We start from the raw sequence: 18,448 nt of genomic DNA, 5'->3' as shown, positions 1-18,448 counted from the left end.
GACAGGAATGGACGTTATAACCACTGCGCCGCAGTATCAAATCAGAGGCCTGTCGCTGTATGGTTTTCGCGATATGGCACACTGCCTCGACTTTCTCTATAACGACGGCCAGTTGCGCACCGGCACGCTGGTGGCGATCAATGCGGAAAAAGTGCTGACGGCGGAAAGTAACGCCGATATGTATCAGCTGATCGATGCGGCGGAATATAAATACGCTGACGGCATCAGTATTGTGCGCTCGGTACGGAAGAAGTATCCACAGGCGCAGGTGGCGCGCGTGGCGGGCGCCAGTCTGTGGGAGGCGCTGATGGAGCGTGCCGGGCGTGAAGGAACGCCGGTATTTTTGATTGGCGGAAAGGCCGAGATTCTGGCGCAAACCGAAGAGAAGCTGCGTCGGCAGTGGAATGTGCAGATCGCTGGCAGCCAGGATGGCTATTTTTCCCCGGCCGAGCGCGAGGCGTTGTTTGCCCGTATTCGCGCCAGTGGCGCGAAGATTGTCACGGTGGCGATGGGATCGCCAAAGCAGGAAGTGCTGATGCGCGACTGCAAGGCCGTGTACCCGGATGCGTTATATATGGGTGTCGGCGGCACCTATGATGTATTTACCGGCCATATTAAGCGTGCCCCACTGATTTGGCAGAATCTGGGGCTGGAGTGGCTCTATCGCCTGATTTTGCAACCCAGCCGTCTGCGTCGTCAGCTCAGATTGCTGAAATATCTCAACTATCATCTGCGCGGCCAGTTATAGTTTTCGCCCGCATCATCGCCATGGCGGCGCTTTTCTGAGCGCGCCAGAGATAAAAACTGGCGTTTGCTTCGACAGAATGCACAAAGCGTAATCAAACACGTTATTTTGTGAAAAAAGCACTGGACAGGGTGGGCTCACATCCGTAGTATGCACATCCGCAACGGCGCTACGCGCCCGTAGCTCAGCTGGATAGAGCGCTGCCCTCCGGAGGCAGAGGTCTCAGGTTCGAATCCTGTCGGGCGCGCCATTAAGTTTGTGCGCAAGAGCTGCGGTGGTAATATTACCGCGTTTTGGTTTAGTTATGAGTAGTACACAGTGGTGGCTATAGCTCAGTTGGTAGAGCCCTGGATTGTGATTCCAGTTGTCGTGGGTTCGAGTCCCATTAGCCACCCCAGATTTTGCACGGTACGCGAAGGTGGCGGAATTGGTAGACGCGCTAGCTTCAGGTGTTAGTGTTCTTACGGACGTGAGGGTTCAAGTCCCTCTCTTCGCACCAATGCAAAACAGAATATGAAGTACCTTTTCGGCGAGTAGCGCAGCTTGGTAGCGCAACTGGTTTGGGACCAGTGGGTCGGAGGTTCGAATCCTCTCTCGCCGACCATATTTCGAAAGCCTGCTTGAAAAAGCAGGCTTTTTTCGTTTGTAGTCAAAAAGGATGAGAGCCTCCGAAGGAGGTTTTAGCCGAGCGCAGCGAGACAACGTTGCGTAAGCAACGGCCCGCAGGGCGTTTCTCGCAGAGAAACGTCATCCTCTCTCGCCGACCCTGTTTCGAAAGCCTGCCTGAAAAAGCAGGCTTTTTTCGTTTTTAGCCTGAAACCCTGCTTATAAGCCTTAATGCGGCTCAGTTAATCAGCTGAGCGCTGTGGCCAGGTTCCCTTCCTCCACTGAATCGCCTGCTTTTTCTGCATCAAAATGGCATGTGTCTCCATATTGTGACGTATAACTGTTTGTTATTAATGTTATTTTCACAACCTGACACTCACTGTCGCCAATCAGCGACGCCATACTGATGCGGTGTAGCTTTCTGGCGACAACGTTGGTGTGCCACTTTTATGGGCGGGAAGATTTTAATTCACTGAAAATTAATGATTTTTAAAATTCCGATTCGGAGAAGTGCCATGCTGGCACGGAATGTGCAATACTATGTCTGTAGATGCTCATTCCGCCCCTTATGTTTGCGTATGCTTCATAAACCTGGGAATGATGCAGAGCCACTTTAGGATGCCAGTTGTCCAGCCAGCCAATATCGTTGTTAACCTTATTGGATCTCAGGACACTACGTTGAGTCTGGCATCAATCGGTTGTCTTACCGACCTGATATTTACACCTGCCAGTCTGGCAGGTGTTTTTTTTGCCTGCGATCAACAGGCGTAAAAAAGCCGGGCGAACCCGGCTTCTGTACGTGATGATCGCGTATTTAAGGATTGTTCTTCAGCGTCAGCAGCAAACCATCACGTCGCATCTGCGCCGCTTCTTCCGGTTTATGCTGACGATCCAGCGCATCTGCCAGCCAGGCGTAGTCGAAGGCATCAGGGCGCTGCTGCAATGCGTCACGAAACGCTTCGCTGGCCTGCTGCCATTCGCCATGCTGCATCAGCAACTGACCCAGCGTGCTGTGCAGCAGCGGTGTTGCGCCATGTTGTTTAATTTGCTGGCGCAGCGCTTTTTCCAGCTGTTCCGGATTACCGCTTTTCAGCCGTGGCATCAGCAGCACCAGACGCTCGTCATACTGGCGCTTCAGCCCTTCCAGCACGATGTTTTGCGCCGTTTCGTGATCGTCGCAGGCAATCAGATGATCTGCCATTGCCACCTGCAGAGCAGGTTCATGGCGTGTCTTACGGCTCTGGTTTTGCCACCAGCGTTTCAGACCTTCGCTGCCCTGTTCCGCCATTGCCTGGCTCATCAGCCCCAGCCATGCCTGCTGTTGCAATGCTGCACGATGCTGTTCATCGGCAATCTGCACTTTCGCCATCGCAGGCAGAATATCAGACAGCGATGCCCATGCGCCGGTGCGGATATAAGCCTGTTCCGCCAGACGCAGCACTTCCGGGTGACGCGGGGCCACTTCCAGCAGACGATCAACACCGTGACGCGCGGCATGATCCTCATTACGCGCCAGCTGAATACGCACGCGGGTAATCTCCACCGGCAGTTGATCGCTCTCCGCCAGTTCAGCGGCACGCGCCAGATGCTGGTTGGCACGCATTTCGTCACCGCGCTCCTGCGCCGCTTCCGCCGCCAGCAGGTAGTTCACTACCGGTTGTTCAGCATGATCGGCATTACGCGACAGCAGTTTTTCCACCTGCTGATAATCGCGTTCCGCCAGCTTCATCAGCGCGGCCTGGGTCTGCTTGCGCGCACGGCTGCGTTTGCGACCGAGGAGCCAGCCACGGGTTCTGACGCCGGTACGGAAAATACGCCGCAGCAGCCATTCGACCGCCAGAATGACCAGCAGCGCCAGAATCAGGATAATCACCAGACCGGTGACGCTGGTTTCAATATTCCAGTTGTCGGTCTGAATCAGTACATAACCCTGGTGACCGGCGATCATCGGGCCAATCACCACGCCAGCAATCAGCAGAAGAAAAAGCAAAAACACTTTTAACATGCTTATTCTCCCTGTGGTTGCGGCGTGCCTGATGACGGCTGTGCCAGCAGGTTGCGCACCCGCGTTTGCATCAGTTTATCCAGCAACGGCTGGCTCTCCAGGGCTTCCGGCACATCCATCGACACACTCTGCTGGCTCAACTCATCCAGCTGGGCAAGGAAACCTTTGGTGGTGGCGTCATTGGTGTCATACCAGGCGCGCACCCAGGTAGAGACGGTATCAATCGAGGCTTTGTAAGTTTCATCCTGATGACGCGGCACCGCCTGCGAAGCGATCAGCAGGCGCGAGCGAATGTTTTCGCGCAGGTAAACTTCCTGATTCGGCGCCAGCAGCGGTTCTGCCGTGGCATCGCGGCGGCGCACGGTGATAAAGTCATCCATAAACTGATGCCAGCTTTTTACCAGATTCTGCCGCCATTCGTGCAGTGAGGAAGAGAGCTCGCCGCTGTCTTCATCCATCGGTGACGTATCACTGTCATTATCGGCGAGACGCAGATTATCCACGCCATTCGCCAGCTGGTTCAGCTTGAGGATAATGCCGTCGTAATCCACCTGGCTGACGGCTGCCAGATTGCTGATATCCTGCGTCAGCGCGCGGCGAACTTCGATCAGGCTCGGATCGTTCATCTCTGCCAGGCTGTTATCCGCACTTTTCAGCAGGGCGACGGCGGTAGTGGCATCCTGATCGCTCCATAACTTGCGGCCCGCCAGTTTCACCAGATAGTCCGCCTGCGCCAGCAGCCAGGTGCGCGAATCATTGCCAGAGATAGTCGCGACCTTCTCTTTTAACTCTTCCAGCTGCTGGCTGGTGGTGGTGAGCTGCGCGCGGGTCGCCTGCAGCGCACTGGTTTGCGCCGCCAGCTGTTCGCTGAGCTGTTGTTTGTCTTGTTTATCCTGCTGCTGCAGAGCGGCCAGCTGATCGGCCAGCGCCTGAGTGGCGGCATTTTGCTGCTGAGCCTGATGCTGTGCATGGAGGTGGAGTCCGGCACCCACGGCCAGCGCAATAACAATCGCCAGCGCGCCGAGCGCGACGCCCTTGTTTTTTGCCTGGCGTGGCGGTTTCTTTTCCGCTGGTGCGGCGTTTTCTGCCGCTGGGGTGGTCTCTTCAACCATGGCGGAGGAATCTTTTTGTTCCGTCATTGTGGCACATCCCATTTTTAAGTTTGTTGTAACGCGCGCAACAGCGCGTCGTTATCAGCCCCATCGGCTACGATAATATCCTGCCAGCCAGAATCCCTGGCCAGGGTAGCCAAACGTTCGCTGACGACCACCAGTCGACAGCCCAGTAACCATTCCTGACGATCAATATCCGGGAACAGCCTATAAAGTTGTTGCAGCATTTCGCCGCTGGTGACGACCAGCGTATCAATACCGCGATCGCGCCAGCGACGGCCTTCACTGAGGCCATCATAATATTTGGCGCAGCGCTGATAGCATTCGCAAAACGCCACCTGTGCACCGCGTTCGCTCAGCGTTTCGGCCAGCAGTTCACGGCCACCGTTACCGCGTAAAATCAGCACACGTCTGCCCGCTACCCGCTGTAGTGCCGGGAACTGGATCAGCTCTTCACTGGTTTCCCGTTCATGAGGATACTCCACCGCATAACCCGTCGCGGTGTGCATCGCTAGTGCGGTGCTGCGGCCTATAGCATAATAGTTCACTCCCGCAGGCCATGTTAAACCGTGCTGGCGTATTAGCGGCTGCGCGAAATGAATGGCTTGCTGCGATAGCGTAAAGACAAAATCCCCGGAGGAGAGTTCAGCCAGTTGCTGTGGCAGCTGGTCCAGATCGCGCCCGGGGGGGAATTCAATTAATGGCAGACTCCAGGCAACCCGACCCAGCGCGCGCAGGCGGCTGACCAGCTCTTCAGCAGCAGGTGAGGGACGGGTGACCAGAATCGTCATAGCGGCGGTTTCCCCTGATACACTTCCGCCAGGATGTCGCGAGCGCCGTTGTCGAGCAGCTCTTCGGCCAGTGAGATGCCCATTTTTTCCGCATCAGCGCGCGGGCCACGACGTTCGCCACGGATCATCTGCGTGCCATCCGGCGAACCGACCAGGCCGCGCAGCCACAGCGTATCACCTTCCAGCACCGCATAGCTGCCAATCGGTACCTGGCAGCCGCCTTCAAGACGGGTATTCATCGCCCGCTCGGCTTTGACGCGTACTGCCGTATCGTCATCATTCAGCGCGGCCAGCAAATCAATGGTGTGTTGATCGTCGAGGCGGCACTCAATGCCGACCGCACCCTGACCGACGGCTGGCAGTGATGTTTCTGCCGGCATTGCCTGTCGAATACGCTGCTGCAGACCGAGCCGGTTCAGCCCGGCAACCGCGAGGATAATCGCGTCATACTCGCCGGCATCCAGTTTCGCCAGGCGCGTCCCGACGTTACCACGCAGTGAGCGGATTTGCAGGTCCGGGCGGCGGGCGCTCAGCTGGCACTGACGGCGCAGGCTCGAGGTGCCGACAATCGCACCCTGCGGCAGCGACTCAATAGTGTCATAACGATTCGAGACAAAAGCATCAAGCGGGTTATCACGCTCGCAAATGGTCACCAGCCCCAGGCCGTCCGGGAAATCGACGGGGACATCTTTCATTGAATGCACGGCGATATCCGCACGTTGTTCGAGCAGCGCCAGTTCAAGTTCTTTGACGAACAGGCCTTTACCACCGACTTTGGCTAACGGCGTATCGAGGATCACATCACCGCGCGTCACCATCGGCACCAGCTCCACGCGCAGCCCCGGATGGCAGGCCATCAGGCGCTGTTGTACATATTGTGCTTGCCATAAAGCCAGCGGACTTTGCCTGGTAGCAATTCTTAAAATTTTGTCTAACATGCTTGTTACCGTTTTGATCGTTCACTGATTATCCTATCATTGATACGGGAATGCTGACAGTTGCAACGGCTTTTGTAACGGTATGTCAGGGATGCGAGTATCATCAGACAGATTGATTGAACGTAAAACGTGCTAAACTGTGTAGTAGCGCAACTTTCTTTACGGTCAATCTGCCAGGTGTTAGATTGATCACGTTTCCAGCAATTATCCGCCCGAATATATTTAGAGCAAGCGGCGGATGTCGGAAACCGGGTTTGTTTTCAACACTGGGATAATCAGGCGAGACGTCTTGTACCTCTACATTGAGACACTGAAACAGAGACTTGATGCCATCAACCAGCTGCGTGTCGATCGTGCGCTGGCTGCGATGGGCCCTGCTTTCCAGCAGGTCTATAGTCTGCTGCCGACCTTATTACATTATCATCATCCGCTGATGCCGGGTTACCTCGCGGGTAACGTTCTCCATGGCATCAGCTTCTTTGCGCCTGATGATGACCAGATTGACTATATCCATGATTTAGAAGCGAAATCCGGTTCACTGGTGGTGATGCCTGCACCTGGCGAACGGCCGATTACCGGCGTCTACTCAATGGGCAGCACCTCTTCCGTCGGGCAAAACACCACCTCTGACCTCGATATCTGGGTCTGCCATCAGTCGTGGCTCGATAATGAAGAGCGTCTTTGCCTGCAGAAAAAATGTACCCAGTTGCAAAAATGGTGCGCCTCAATGGGCGTCGAAGTCAGCTTCTTCCTGATTGATGAGAACCGTTTCCGCCACAACGAGAGCGGCAGCCTCGGCGGGGAAGATTGCGGTTCCACCCAACATATTCTGCTGCTGGATGAGTTCTACCGTACTGCGGTACGCATGGCGGGCAAACGTATTCTGTGGAATATGGTGCCTGGCGAAGAAGAAGAACATTACGACGACTATGTGATGTCACTCTATTCGCAGGGCGTGCTCACTCCCAATGAGTGGCTGGATCTCGGCGGACTCAGTACGCTGTCGGCGGAAGAGTATTTCGGCGCCAGCCTGTGGCAGCTGTATAAAAGTATCGATTCGCCCTATAAAGCGGTGCTGAAAACCCTGCTGCTGGAAGCCTACTCCTGGGAGTATCCGGAAACACGTCTGCTGGCGATGGATATCAAGCAGCGGCTGCATGATGGCGAAATCGTCTCCTTTGGTCTCGACCCTTACTGCATGATGCTGGAGCGCGTCACGCATTACCTGACCAGCATTGATGACCATGCGCGTCTCGACCTGGTGCGCCGTTGTTTCTACCTGAAAGTGTGCGAGAAACTGTCGCTCGACGGTGGCAAAGGCGGCTGGCGGCGTGAAATTCTCAGTCAGCTGGTGAAAGAGTGGGGCTGGGACAGCGCGCGTCTGGCGATGCTCGACAGCCGTGCCGACTGGAAAATCGGCCAGGTGCGTGAAGCGCATAATGAATTGCTGGATGCGATGATGCAGAGCTATCGCAACCTGATCCGTTTCGCCCGCCGTAACAACTTAAGCGTCAGCGCCAGCCCGCAGGATATTGGCGTGCTGACCCGTAAGCTGTATGCCGCATTTGAAGCGCTGCCGGGTAAAGTCACACTGGTGAACCCGCAGATTTCGCCGGATCTCTCCGAGTCGCATCTGACCTTTATTCATGTGCCGAATGGCCGTGCTAACCGTTCCGGCTGGTATCTGTATAACCAGTCGCCGGATATGGGTTCCATCATCAGCCATCAGCCGCTGGAATATAACCGCTATCTGAACAAGCTGGTGGCGTGGGCGTGGTTTAATGGCCTGCTGACGGAGAAAACCCGTCTGCATATTAAAGGCAATGAAATCTGCGATCTGGCGCGTCTGCAGGAGCTGGTGGCGGATGTGTCGCATCATTTCCCGCTGCGCCTGCCTGCGCCGACGCCCAAAGCGTTGTACAGTCCGTGTGAAATCCGTCATCTGGCGATTATCGTTAATCTGGAGTATGACCCGACGGCGGTGTTCCGCAATCAGGTGGTGCACTTTGATTTCCGTAAGCTGGACGTGTTCAGTTTTGGTCAGCAGCAGCAGTGCTTAGTCGGCAGTATCGACCTGTTGTATCGCAACTCGTGGAATGAAGTGCGTACGCTGCATTTCAACGGTGAGTCGGCGATGCTGGAAGCGCTGAAAACCATTCTCGGCAAAATGCATCAGGATGCCGCGCCGCCAGATGCGGTCGAGGTGTTCTGTTACAGCCAGCATCTGCGCGGTTTAATCCGTACCCGCGTGCAACAGCTGGTGTCGGAATGCGTGGAACTGCGTCTCTCCAGTACCCGTCAGGAGCCAGGCCGCTTCAAGGCGTTGCGTGTGGCCGGTCAGACCTGGGGCTTGTTCTTCGAACGTCTGGGCGTGTCGGTACAGAAACTGGAAAACGCGGTGGAATTCTACGGCGCGATTTCCAATAACAAGCTGCATGGCCTGTCGATTAAAGTGGAAACGGAAACGCGGTTGCCGAATGTGGTCAATGGTTATGCCAGCGAAGGCATTATTCAGTTCTTCTTTGAAGACACCAGCGACGACCACGGCTTCAACATCTATATCCTCGATGAAAGCAACCGCATCGAGACGTACCACCATTGTGAAGGCAGTAAAGAGGAGCTGGTGCGTGATGTCAGCCGCTTCTACTCATCCTCACACGATCGTTTTACCTACGGCTCCAGCTTTATCAACTTCAATCTGCCGCAGTTTTACCAGATTGTGCAGGTCGATGAGCGCCTGCAGGTCATTCCATTTCGTAGCCAGACACTGACGCAACTGTGTGCGACGGTTTCCGATAACGACGCGAGCGATTATCCGCAACGTATCCAGATGAACTAATTCACCTCTCATCAATCGTCAATTCTTATTGCTTTTCAGTGTTCAGCTGCGATGATAAGTAACCATAAGACTTCATCATTGAGCAGAACGAGAATGAACAAAATCATCGGCCAGCTGGCACTCGCGCTGGTATTAACCAGCCTGGCTGGTTGCGGTTTAAAAGGCCCGCTGTACTTCCCGCCAAATGATCAACCGCAGCAGCAGCAACAGAAACAAACGACAGAGAACTCCACTCCTGCCCAGACGGGTATAGCTGACTGACAGAGTAACTTATGGCGCAACCAGCGGAGCAAAGAATGCAGTTCTCTAAAATGCACGGCCTGGGCAACGACTTTATGGTTGTTGATGCCGTGACGCAGAATGTCTATTTTTCTCCGGAGCTGATTCGCCGGCTGGCGGATCGTCATCTGGGGATCGGTTTCGATCAGTTGCTGATCGTCGAACCACCGTACGATCCCGATCTTGATTTCCATTACCGTATTTTCAACGCCGATGGCAGCGAAGTGGCGCAGTGTGGTAACGGCGCGCGCTGTTTTGCCCGTTTTGTGCGCCTGAAAGGGCTGACCAATAAAAGCGATATTCACGTCAGCACCCAGACCGGACGCATGGTACTGAGCGTCAACAGCGAAGAGCTGGTGCGGGTGAATATGGGCGAGCCTAATTTCGAACCGCAGCAGGTGCCGTTCCGCGCCAATAAAGCGGAAAATATCTACCTGCTGCGCGCGGCCGAGCAGACGGTGATGTGCGGTGTGGTGTCGATGGGTAACCCGCACTGTGTGATTCAGGTGGAGAGCGTGAAAACCGCCGCGGTGGAAACCCTTGGCCCGGTACTGGAGAGCCATGATCGCTTCCCGGAACGCGTCAACGTGGGCTTTATGGAAGTGGTCAACCGTGAGCATATCCGTCTGCGTGTCTACGAGCGCGGTGCCGGCGAAACCCAGGCCTGCGGCAGCGGCGCGTGTGCGGCAGTGGCGGTTGGTATTCAGCAGGGCTTGCTGGCGGAGAAAGTGCGGGTTGATTTGCCAGGCGGCAGCCTGCATATCGCCTGGAAAGGGCCGGGACATCCACTGTTTATGACCGGGCCTGCGACTCATGTTTACGACGGATTTATTCATCTATGAAACAGGTCGGGGAACAGACGGACAGCCCGGTGCTGCTCGATGACCAGGCGGTGAGTGATTATCTGCGGCAGAACCCGGATTTCTTTATCCGTAATGCACGCCAGGTTGAGCAAATGGTGATCCCACATCCGGTGCGCGGCAGCGTGTCGCTGGTGGAGTGGCATCTGGCGCGCCAGCGTAACCACATTGCCCAGCTGGAAGAGGAGATTACGCTGCTGATGGAGCAGGCGACCGCCAATCACCAGCTGTTTGATCGTCTGCTGGCGCTGCAGGGCACGCTGGCGACAGCCCCGACACTGCAGGAAATGCTTAACCGTTTGCACCGCTGGGCGCGCGATCTGGGACTGGCAGGCGCGAATGTGCGCCTGTTCAGTGATAAATGGCATATTGGCGCACCATCAAATTTCACCCAGCTGGCGCTTGCGCCGCAGGCGTTCGAACCGGTACGCATCCAGCGGCTGGGGAAACAGCAACACTATCTTGGCAGCCTGAACGGGCCGGAGTTACTGTTGCTGTTACCGCAGGCGAAAGCGGTGGGGTCGGTGGCGATGTCGCTGATGGGTGAACATGGCGATCTCGGCGTGCTGATCTTCAGCAGCCGTGATAAACAGCATTACCAGTCCGGCATGGGCACGCTGCTGTTGCAGCATCTGGCGCTGATGCTGCCGGAGCTGCTGTCGCGCTGGGTTGAACGGGCATGAGCAGCGTTTCGCCGCTTCAGCCTGCCGTTGACGGCTTCCTGCGTTATCTGAAAGTCGAGCGGCAGTTAAGCCCGCTGACGCAAAAAAATTATGCGCATCAGCTGAGTGTGCTGATCGCTCTGGCGGATGAGATGAAGGTGACCGACTGGGCGACACTCGATGTCGCGCAGGTTCGTTCGCTGGCGGCGCGCAGCCGCCGTGCCGGTCTGCAACCCGCGAGCCTGGCGCTGCGGCTGTCGGCACTGCGCAGTTTCCTTGACTGGCTGGTGGGGCAGGGGCAACTGAAAGCCAATCCGGCGAAAGGTATCGCCACCCCACGCGCCCCACGCCATCTGCCGAAAAATATCGACGTCGATGATATGAACCAGCTGCTGGAGATCGATCTTAACGATCCGCTGGCAGTGCGCGATCGGGCGATGATGGAGATCATGTACGGTGCCGGGCTGCGTCTGGCGGAACTGGTGGGGATCGACTGCCGTCATCTCGATCTAGCTTCCGGCGAGGTGTGGGTGACAGGGAAAGGCAGTAAAGAGCGGCGTCTGCCGATTGGCGCTACGGCCGTGCGCTGGGTGGAGCAGTGGCTGACGCTGCGCGAATTTTTCGCCCCCGACGACGATGCGTTGTTTGTCTCCAGCCAGGGGAAACGCATTTCGGCGCGTAATGTGCAGAAACGCTTTGCTGAGTGGGGCGTGAAGCAGGGCGTCAACAGCCATATTCATCCGCACAAGCTGCGCCACTCGTTCGCCACCCATATGCTGGAATCCAGTGGCGATCTGCGCGCGGTGCAGGAGCTGCTCGGCCACGCCAACCTGTCGACCACGCAAATCTATACCCATCTCGACTTTCAACATTTGGCATCGGTGTACGATGCTGCACATCCCCGTGCGAAACGAGGAAAATCCTGATGCATTTTTACCGCACACTGCGACCGGTTAAGGCCATTACCTTCGATCTCGACGATACCCTGTATGACAACCGTGACGTGATTCGTCGTACCCAGCAGGAGTCACATGCATTTCTGCAGGCCTATCATCCGGCACTGAACGATTTCAGCCATGAGGCTTATCAGGCACTGCGTGACCAGCTGCTTCAACAGGAGCCGGAGATTTATCACGATGTCTCTGAGTGGCGGCGACGGGCGGTGGAAGTGGCGATGCTGAATGTGGGTCTGAGTACGGCGGAAGCCGACGCAGGTTCACGCGCGGTGATGAACAATTTCGCCCACTGGCGCAGCCAGATTGAGGTTTCGCTGGAAAATCACCAGACGCTGGCGGCGCTGGCACAGCGCGTGCCGCTGGTGGCGATTACCAATGGTAATGCCGAGCCGCATCTGTTTGGCCTCGACGGTTACTTCCAGTTTGTTCTGCGTGCGGGTCCGCACGGTCGCGCTAAGCCGTTCCACGATATGTATCATCTGGCGTCAGAGAAACTTGGCATCCCGCTGGAAAATATCCTGCATGTGGGTGACGATCTCACCACCGATGTGGCGGGTGCTGTGCGCTGCGGCATGCAATCCTGCTGGATTAACCTGCGCAACGGCAACCTGATGCAGATCGCCGATGCGCGCCTGTTGCCGCATGTGGAAATTTCGCAGTTGGCTTCGCTGACAGCGCTGGTATAATAACTGTTAATTTATCCAGTAAAACGCGGTGGCGTTTTCCCTGCCTGAATGGTGCTTATGGACGTTTCTGACCTGCTAAACAGTTTAAATGACAAACAGCGCGAAGCCGTGGCGGCGCCACGCAGCAACCTGCTGGTGCTGGCGGGCGCAGGCAGCGGCAAGACGCGCGTACTGGTGCATCGCATCGCCTGGCTGCTGACAGTGGAAAACTGTTCGCCGTTCTCGGTGATGGCAGTGACCTTTACCAACAAAGCGGCGGCGGAGATGCGTCACCGTATCGAACAGCTGATCGGCACCAGCCAGGGCGGGATGTGGATCGGCACTTTCCACGGTCTGGCGCACCGTCTGCTGCGCGCCCACCATCTTGATGCGAATCTGCTGCAGGATTTCCAGATCCTCGACAGCGAAGACCAGCTGCGTCTGCTGAAACGTCTGATGAAGGCGATGAACCTCGATGAGAAGCAGTGGCCTGCGCGTCAGGCGATGTGGTACATCAACGGCAAAAAAGATGAAGGCCTGCGGCCGAAGCATGTTGAAAGCTATGGCAATCCGGTTGAACAAACCTGGCTGCGCATCTATCAGGCGTATCAGGAAGCCTGCGACCGCGCCGGGCTGGTCGATTTTGCCGAGCTGCTGCTGCGCGCCCACGAGCTGTGGCTGAACAAACCGCATATTCTCAATCACTACCGCGAACGCTTCACCAATATCCTGGTGGACGAGTTCCAGGACACCAACAATATCCAGTACGCGTGGATTCGTATGCTGGCGGGTGACAGCGGCAAGGTGATCATCGTGGGCGATGATGACCAGTCGATCTACGGCTGGCGTGGCGCACAGGTCGAGAATATTCAGCATTTCCTCAATGATTTCCCGGGTGCGGAAACTATCCGACTCGAACAGAACTACCGTTCCACCAATAATATTCTGAAAGCGGCAAATGCCCTGATCGCCAATAACAATGGTCGCCTCGGCAAAGAGCTGTGGACTGACGGCAGCGATGGTGAGCCGATTTCTCTGTACTGTGCTTTTAACGAGCTGGATGAGGCGCGTTTTGTCGTCAACCGTATCAAGGTGTGGCAGGAAAACGGCGGTGCGCTGAATGACTGCGCCATCCTGTATCGCAGCAACGCCCAGTCGCGCGTACTGGAAGAAGCGCTACTGCAAACCAGTATGCCGTACCGTATCTATGGCGGTATGCGCTTCTTCGAGCGCCAGGAAATTAAAGATGCGCTGGCGTATCTGCGTCTGATTTCCAACCGTAATGATGATGCTGCTTTTGAGCGGGTGATCAACACGCCGACGCGCGGCATTGGCGATCGCACACTGGATGTGGTGCGCCAGACGGCACGCGATCGTCAGATGACACTATGGCAGTCAACACGGGTGTTGCTGCAGGAAAAAGTGCTGGCGGGGCGTGCCGCATCCGCGTTGCAGCGTTTCTGTGAACTGGTGGATGCGCTGGCGCAGGAAACCGCTGAACTGCCGCTGCATGTGCAGACCGACCGGGTGATCAAAGATTCCGGGCTGTGGCTGATGTATGAGCAGGAAAAAGGCGAAAAAGGTCAGGCGCGTATCGAAAACTTAGAGGAGCTGGTCAACGCCACGCGGCAGTACAGCTACCAGGATGAAGACGAAGATCTGATGCCACTGCAGGCGTTTCTCTCCCATGCGGCGCTCGAAGCGGGCGAAGGGCAGGCGGATAAATGGCAGGACGCGGTGCAGCTGATGACCATGCACGCCGCGAAAGGTCTGGAGTTCAGCCAGGTGTTTATCGTCGGTATGGAAGAGGGGATGTTCCCGAGCCAGATGTCGCTGGATGAAGGTGGCAGGCTGGAAGAGGAGCGTCGCCTGGCGTATGTCGGCGTGACGCGCGCCATGCAGAAGCTGACGCTCACCTATGCCGAAACCCGCCGACTTTATGGTAAGGAAGTGTATCACCGTCCATCGCGTTTTATCGGCGAACTGCCGGTGGAGTGTGTTGACGAAGTGCGCCTGCGTGCCAGCGTCAGCCGCCCGGTTAATCATCAGCGTCTTGGCACGCCAGTGACGCAAAATGACAGTGGCTTCGCGCTCGGTCAGCGGGTGCGCCACAGTAAATTTGGCGAAGGCACTATCGTCAATATGGAAGGCAGTGGTGAACACAGTCGCCTGCAGGTTGCTTTCCAGGGACAGGGAATCAAATGGCTGGTGGCGGCGTATGCCCGCCTGGAGACGGTCTGACCGCCAGACAGCCAGAGTGGGCGGCTTGACGCCTTTTTCGTCTCAGCGTAACATGCGCCCACGATTACCCTAAGAGGACATTCGCCTTGGACACACCCAGTCGATACTGGCTCAATAACCTGTTCCGCAGGTACAACGCCTAAGGCTATCCTCTTTATTGCTGGTAGCCTTTGTGGTTGTCAGCGACCTCTGTTTTTCCCGTCGCATGAGTCAGCATGATCACTGACTGAAACGTCTTCGTTTCCTGTGTTCTGGCGCAATGTCCCATTTGTTACTGCAATTGGGAGTACTGCTATGCTGAGCGCCTTTAAACTGGACCATAACCGTTTAGCTCGTCTGGAGCTGGATGAGACCAGCGAAACACTGACCTCCTCAGTGTGGGTGGATCTCGTTGAGCCGGAAGAGGGTGAGCGAGAGCGGGTTCAGGCTGAATTAGGCCAGAGCCTGGCGACACGCCCGGAACTGGAAGATATCGAAGCCTCGGCGCGTTTCTTCGAAGATGAAGATGGTCTGCATATTCACTCCTTCTTCTTTTATGAAGATGCGGAAGATCATGCCGGCAACTCCACGGTGGCGTTTACCATTCGTGAAGGACGGCTCTACACCCTGCGCGAACGTGAGCTGCCTGCTTTCCGCCTTTACCGCATGCGTGCGCGTAACCAAGTGCTGATGGATGGCAACGCCTATGAATTGCTGCTGGATCTGTTCGAAACCAAAATCGAACAGCTGGCGGATGAGATCGAGAACGTTTACAGCGATCTGGAAAAACTCAGCCGGGTGATTATGGAAGGGCAGCAGGGCGATGAGTTCGACAGTGCGCTGTCGACACTGGCGGAACTGGAAGATATCGGCTGGAAAGTGCGTCTGTGTCTGATGGATACCCAGCGCGCGCTGAATTTCCTGGTGCGTAAAGCGCGTCTGCCGGCGACGCAGCTGGAGCAGGCGCGTGAGATCCTGCGCGATATCGAATCACTGTTGCCGCACAACGAATCCCTGTTCCAGAAGGTGAACTTCCTGATGCAGGCGGCGATGGGCTTTATCAATATCGAACAGAACCGCATTATCAAAATCTTCTCGGTGGTGTCCGTGGTGTTCCTGCCACCAACGCTGGTGGCGTCCAGCTACGGGATGAACTTCGAGTTTATGCCGGAGCTGAAATGGAGCTTCGGTTATCCTGGTGCAATTACACTGATGATCCTCGCCGGACTGGCGCCTTACGCCTACTTTAAGCGCAAGAAATGGCTGTAAACATCACCGATTGATGACGAATCCCGGATAGTGTAAGTGGGATTTGCTGTGACACCGAGCCTGCGCCGGGAACACGGTCAGCTGCGGAAAGACGCAAAATCTGTCATCCATGACAGCTCGGCGCGCGCCGTCCATGGCGCGCGACGCTTTCCTTCGCTGACCGTGTTCCCGGCGTTTTGAGTTTATGCGTTGCTGCCCGGTTTCAGGACCAGCGTGCACTGGGTTTAGGCGTGACTGGCGGTATTCCCGGTGTCCTGAGCTTATGTGTTGCTACCGTCATCTTGATTTGAGTCCGGGCTGTCTGCTTGCTTCTTTTCTGTCCCGATTCCCGCATCCAGGGTTTACTGACAGCCTGAGCCGTAATTGTTACTGGCACATTTCCCACTATCCGCGTAATTTATAAGCTCTTCTTTTCTCAAGGCAAGTTTGCTCTGTATGGAACAGCTGTCACTCAGGGTGCAATGGTCCATCTTGCTCAGCGTTTCGCTGATGCTGGGTTTTGCGCTGCAATATTTTCATATTCCCGCTGCGCTGTTGCTGGGGCCGATGATTGTTGGCGTGGTAATGGGGCTGGCGGGTGCGACGGTTCGCATCAATAAACGCCTGTTTATTCTGGCGCAGGCGGTCCTCGGCTGCATGATTGCGCAAAGTCTGTCGCCCTCCATCCTGACGCCGCTGATCAGTGACTGGCCGGTAGTGCTAGCGGTACTGCTGCTGACGCTGGCGGCCAGCGGCCTGTCCGGTTTTCTGCTGGTGCGTTTTAGCGATCTGCCTGGGCCAACCGGTGCCTGGGGATCGTCGCCGGGCGGCGCTTCGGCGATGGTGGCGATGGCGGGAGAATATGGTGCAGATGCGCGGCTGGTCGCATTTATGCAGTATCTGCGCGTGCTGTTTGTCGCCACGGCGGCGGCAGTGGTGGCGCGTATCGGGCTGGGCGATCAGGCACAGCATGCGGCATCGGTATTGTGGTTTCCATCGCTGGATATCCGCTTTGCCGCTACGCTGGCTGTCGCCGTTGGCGGCGCGTGGCTGGGGCAGGTGTTCCGTATTCCGTCGGGCGCACTGTTGCTGCCCGCGTTTTTTGGCGCGGCGCTGCATGCCAGCGATGTGATGTCGTTGCAGGTGCCGGAGTGGCTGCTGGCGCTGGCCTATGCCCTGATTGGCTGGAGTGTCGGCCTGCGCTTTACCAAAGCGATCTTTATGCTGGCCCTGCGGACGCTACCGCAAATGCTGTTGTCGATTTTTGGTCTGATGCTGTTGTGCGGCGGGCTGGCGTGGATGTTGACACAATTACTGCAGGTGGATTTGCTGACCGCGTATCTGGCGACCAGCCCCGGCGGGCTGGACACCGTAGCGATTATCGCGGCAGGCAGCCGCGTGGATATTGCTTTTGTGATGGCGATACAGACGCTGCGTCTGTTCACCATCCTGCTGACCGGCCCGGCGCTGGCGCGCTTCCTGTCACGCTACGCGCGGACGTGATGCACGCAGGGTATACAGCGCATCGCAGATAAACAGCGCCAGTGCCGCCCAGATAAAGGCGAAGGTCAGGATTTTATCGTCAGTCAGCTGCTCGCCGTAAAAACTCACTGCCAGCAGGAACATCAGCGTCGGCCCAAGGTACTGGAAGAAACCGAGGGTCGACAGCCGCAGATGGCTGGTGGCCGCGGTAAACAGCATTAGTGGAATGGTGGTGACGATCCCGGCGGCAACCAGCAACAGATTCAGCGACAAAGGATTATTGCTCAGATGGCTGGTGCTGCTGTCGGCAATGCCAAACAGATAAATGGCCGCCAGCGGGAACAGCCACAGGGTTTCAATCAGCATACCGGTTTGCGCCTCGACGGCGATTTTCTTGCGCACCAGGCCATAGAACGCGAAGCTGAGCGCCAGCCCCAGCGCGATCACTGGCAGCGAACCAAACTTCCACAGCTGAACAATCACCCCACAGGCTGCCAGCGCTACCGCCAGCCACTGCATACGGCGAAAACGTTCGCCGAGAAAGATCATCCCGACCAGCACATTCAGCAGTGGATTAATAAAGTAGCCGAGGCTGGCCTCCAGCATATGGTGATTATTCACCGCCCAGATATACAGCAACCAGTTGCCGCCGATCAGCAGCGCCGAGACGGCCAGCAGCAGCACTTTGCGCGGTTGCTGCAGTGTGCTGCGTACCTTGCGCCAGTTACGGCTAATCGTGATCAACAGGATCATAAACAGCACTGACCAGATCACGCGATGTGTCATGATCTCAATTGGCGCAACCTGCTGGATCAGTTTGAAGTAAGCCGGGGCGATACCCCAGATAAAGTAAGCGCCCAGTGCGCAAAGCACGCCGTGACGCGTTGACGGGTTATTCATAAGAGCTCGGCAAAGTAGTGGCTATGTTTCATATGATTACTGAACAGTCCCTCCCCCCGTTTCTGTACGGTCCGGGGACACAGTGAACACTTGTTCGGGGACATGGTAGACACTTACAACTAAGGCATAAGAACCCGTTT

Annotated in this window: 15 protein-coding genes, 4 tRNA genes and 1 other RNA gene; 15 read left to right on the top strand and 5 right to left on the bottom strand. The window is 56.3% G+C overall.

From position 1 onward, the window contains the following. Positions 1-7: 7 nt before the first annotated feature. The 6 genes from wecG to ACSZO1_RS08605 all read left to right on the top strand — a co-directional run bounded on the left by wecG (position 8) and on the right by ACSZO1_RS08605 (position 1,512). A complete protein-coding gene (wecG, locus tag ACSZO1_RS08630; protein ID WP_437611516.1) occupies positions 8-748 on the top strand; it encodes a lipopolysaccharide N-acetylmannosaminouronosyltransferase in 741 nt (246 codons plus the stop codon). Between the two features lie 170 nt (positions 749-918). Then, positions 919-995, top strand: a tRNA-Arg gene (locus ACSZO1_RS08625). A 71-nt stretch (positions 996-1,066) separates the two neighbouring features. Continuing rightward, positions 1,067-1,142: transfer RNA gene (locus ACSZO1_RS08620), tRNA-His, on the top strand. A gap of 15 nt (positions 1,143-1,157) precedes the next feature. Beyond that, positions 1,158-1,244: transfer RNA gene (locus tag ACSZO1_RS08615), tRNA-Leu, on the top strand. Between the two features lie 28 nt (positions 1,245-1,272). After that, positions 1,273-1,349, top strand: a tRNA-Pro gene (locus tag ACSZO1_RS08610). 33 nt (positions 1,350-1,382) lie between these two features. Then, a non-coding RNA gene (locus ACSZO1_RS08605) (RtT sRNA) lies at positions 1,383-1,512 on the top strand. A gap of 653 nt (positions 1,513-2,165) precedes the next feature. Here the strand turns inward: ACSZO1_RS08605 and hemY are convergent. Genes hemY through hemC form a run of 4 tightly spaced genes read right to left on the bottom strand, consistent with a single transcriptional unit; the run spans position 2,166 to position 6,197 of the window. Then, complete coding sequence (gene hemY, locus ACSZO1_RS08600) at positions 2,166-3,356, bottom strand: protoheme IX biogenesis protein HemY (RefSeq protein ID WP_437611514.1); 1,191 nt, start codon at positions 3,354-3,356, stop codon at positions 2,166-2,168. Between the two features lie 2 nt (positions 3,357-3,358). After that, positions 3,359-4,495, bottom strand: a complete 1,137-nt coding sequence (gene hemX / locus ACSZO1_RS08595; protein WP_437611512.1) for a uroporphyrinogen-III C-methyltransferase — start codon at positions 4,493-4,495, stop codon at positions 3,359-3,361. A gap of 17 nt (positions 4,496-4,512) precedes the next feature. After that, positions 4,513-5,259, bottom strand: a complete 747-nt coding sequence (gene hemD, locus ACSZO1_RS08590) for a uroporphyrinogen-III synthase (RefSeq protein WP_437611510.1) — start codon at positions 5,257-5,259, stop codon at positions 4,513-4,515. Continuing rightward, on the bottom strand, positions 5,256-6,197 hold the full coding sequence (gene hemC / locus ACSZO1_RS08585) for a hydroxymethylbilane synthase (protein WP_437611508.1): 942 nt from the start codon (positions 6,195-6,197) through the stop codon (positions 5,256-5,258). Before hemC ends, hemD begins: the two co-directional genes overlap by 4 nt. A gap of 289 nt (positions 6,198-6,486) precedes the next feature. Here hemC and ACSZO1_RS08580 point away from each other — a divergent pair, with 289 nt between their 5' ends. The 9 genes from ACSZO1_RS08580 (at position 6,487) to ACSZO1_RS08540 (ending at position 17,429) form a co-directional block, all read left to right on the top strand. Further along, positions 6,487-9,036: a class I adenylate cyclase gene (locus ACSZO1_RS08580; protein WP_437611506.1), complete on the top strand. Its 2,550-nt coding sequence runs from the start codon at positions 6,487-6,489 to the stop codon at positions 9,034-9,036. Positions 9,037-9,129: 93 nt separating this feature from the next. Further along, a complete protein-coding gene (lptM, locus tag ACSZO1_RS08575; RefSeq protein ID WP_437611504.1) occupies positions 9,130-9,297 on the top strand; it encodes an LPS translocon maturation chaperone LptM in 168 nt (55 codons plus the stop codon). 35 nt (positions 9,298-9,332) lie between these two features. Next, the gene (dapF, locus tag ACSZO1_RS08570; protein WP_437611502.1) at positions 9,333-10,157 is read left to right on the top strand and encodes a diaminopimelate epimerase; all 825 of its coding nucleotides are present in this window, start codon (positions 9,333-9,335) and stop codon (positions 10,155-10,157) included. Next, on the top strand, positions 10,154-10,858 hold the full coding sequence (locus ACSZO1_RS08565; RefSeq protein WP_437611500.1) for a DUF484 domain-containing protein: 705 nt from the start codon (positions 10,154-10,156) through the stop codon (positions 10,856-10,858). Before dapF ends, ACSZO1_RS08565 begins: the two co-directional genes overlap by 4 nt. Continuing rightward, the gene (gene xerC, locus ACSZO1_RS08560; RefSeq protein WP_437611498.1) at positions 10,855-11,763 is read left to right on the top strand and encodes a tyrosine recombinase XerC; all 909 of its coding nucleotides are present in this window, start codon (positions 10,855-10,857) and stop codon (positions 11,761-11,763) included. Before ACSZO1_RS08565 ends, xerC begins: the two co-directional genes overlap by 4 nt. Then, positions 11,763-12,479 (top strand): 5-amino-6-(5-phospho-D-ribitylamino)uracil phosphatase YigB, encoded by a 717-nt coding sequence (yigB, locus tag ACSZO1_RS08555; RefSeq protein ID WP_437611497.1) that lies wholly within the window; start codon positions 11,763-11,765, stop codon positions 12,477-12,479. Before xerC ends, yigB begins: the two co-directional genes overlap by 1 nt. A 57-nt stretch (positions 12,480-12,536) precedes the next feature. Continuing rightward, a complete protein-coding gene (gene uvrD / locus ACSZO1_RS08550) occupies positions 12,537-14,699 on the top strand; it encodes a DNA helicase II (protein WP_437611495.1) in 2,163 nt (720 codons plus the stop codon). A gap of 294 nt (positions 14,700-14,993) precedes the next feature. After that, positions 14,994-15,947: a magnesium/cobalt transporter CorA gene (gene corA / locus ACSZO1_RS08545; RefSeq protein ID WP_437611493.1), complete on the top strand. Its 954-nt coding sequence runs from the start codon at positions 14,994-14,996 to the stop codon at positions 15,945-15,947. Between the two features lie 435 nt (positions 15,948-16,382). Then, the gene (locus ACSZO1_RS08540; protein WP_437611491.1) at positions 16,383-17,429 is read left to right on the top strand and encodes an AbrB family transcriptional regulator; all 1,047 of its coding nucleotides are present in this window, start codon (positions 16,383-16,385) and stop codon (positions 17,427-17,429) included. On the opposite strand, the gene rarD is transcribed toward ACSZO1_RS08540, so the two are convergent. After that, positions 17,409-18,308: an EamA family transporter RarD gene (rarD, locus tag ACSZO1_RS08535; RefSeq protein WP_437611489.1), complete on the bottom strand. Its 900-nt coding sequence runs from the start codon at positions 18,306-18,308 to the stop codon at positions 17,409-17,411. The genes ACSZO1_RS08540 and rarD overlap by 21 nt on opposite strands. Positions 18,309-18,448 lie beyond the last annotated feature (140 nt).

It is taken from the genome of Erwinia sp. V71, assembly GCF_965644245.1.
GTDB lineage: Bacteria > Pseudomonadota > Gammaproteobacteria > Enterobacterales > Enterobacteriaceae > Erwinia.
This window is presented reverse-complemented; position numbering and strand designations above follow the sequence as displayed.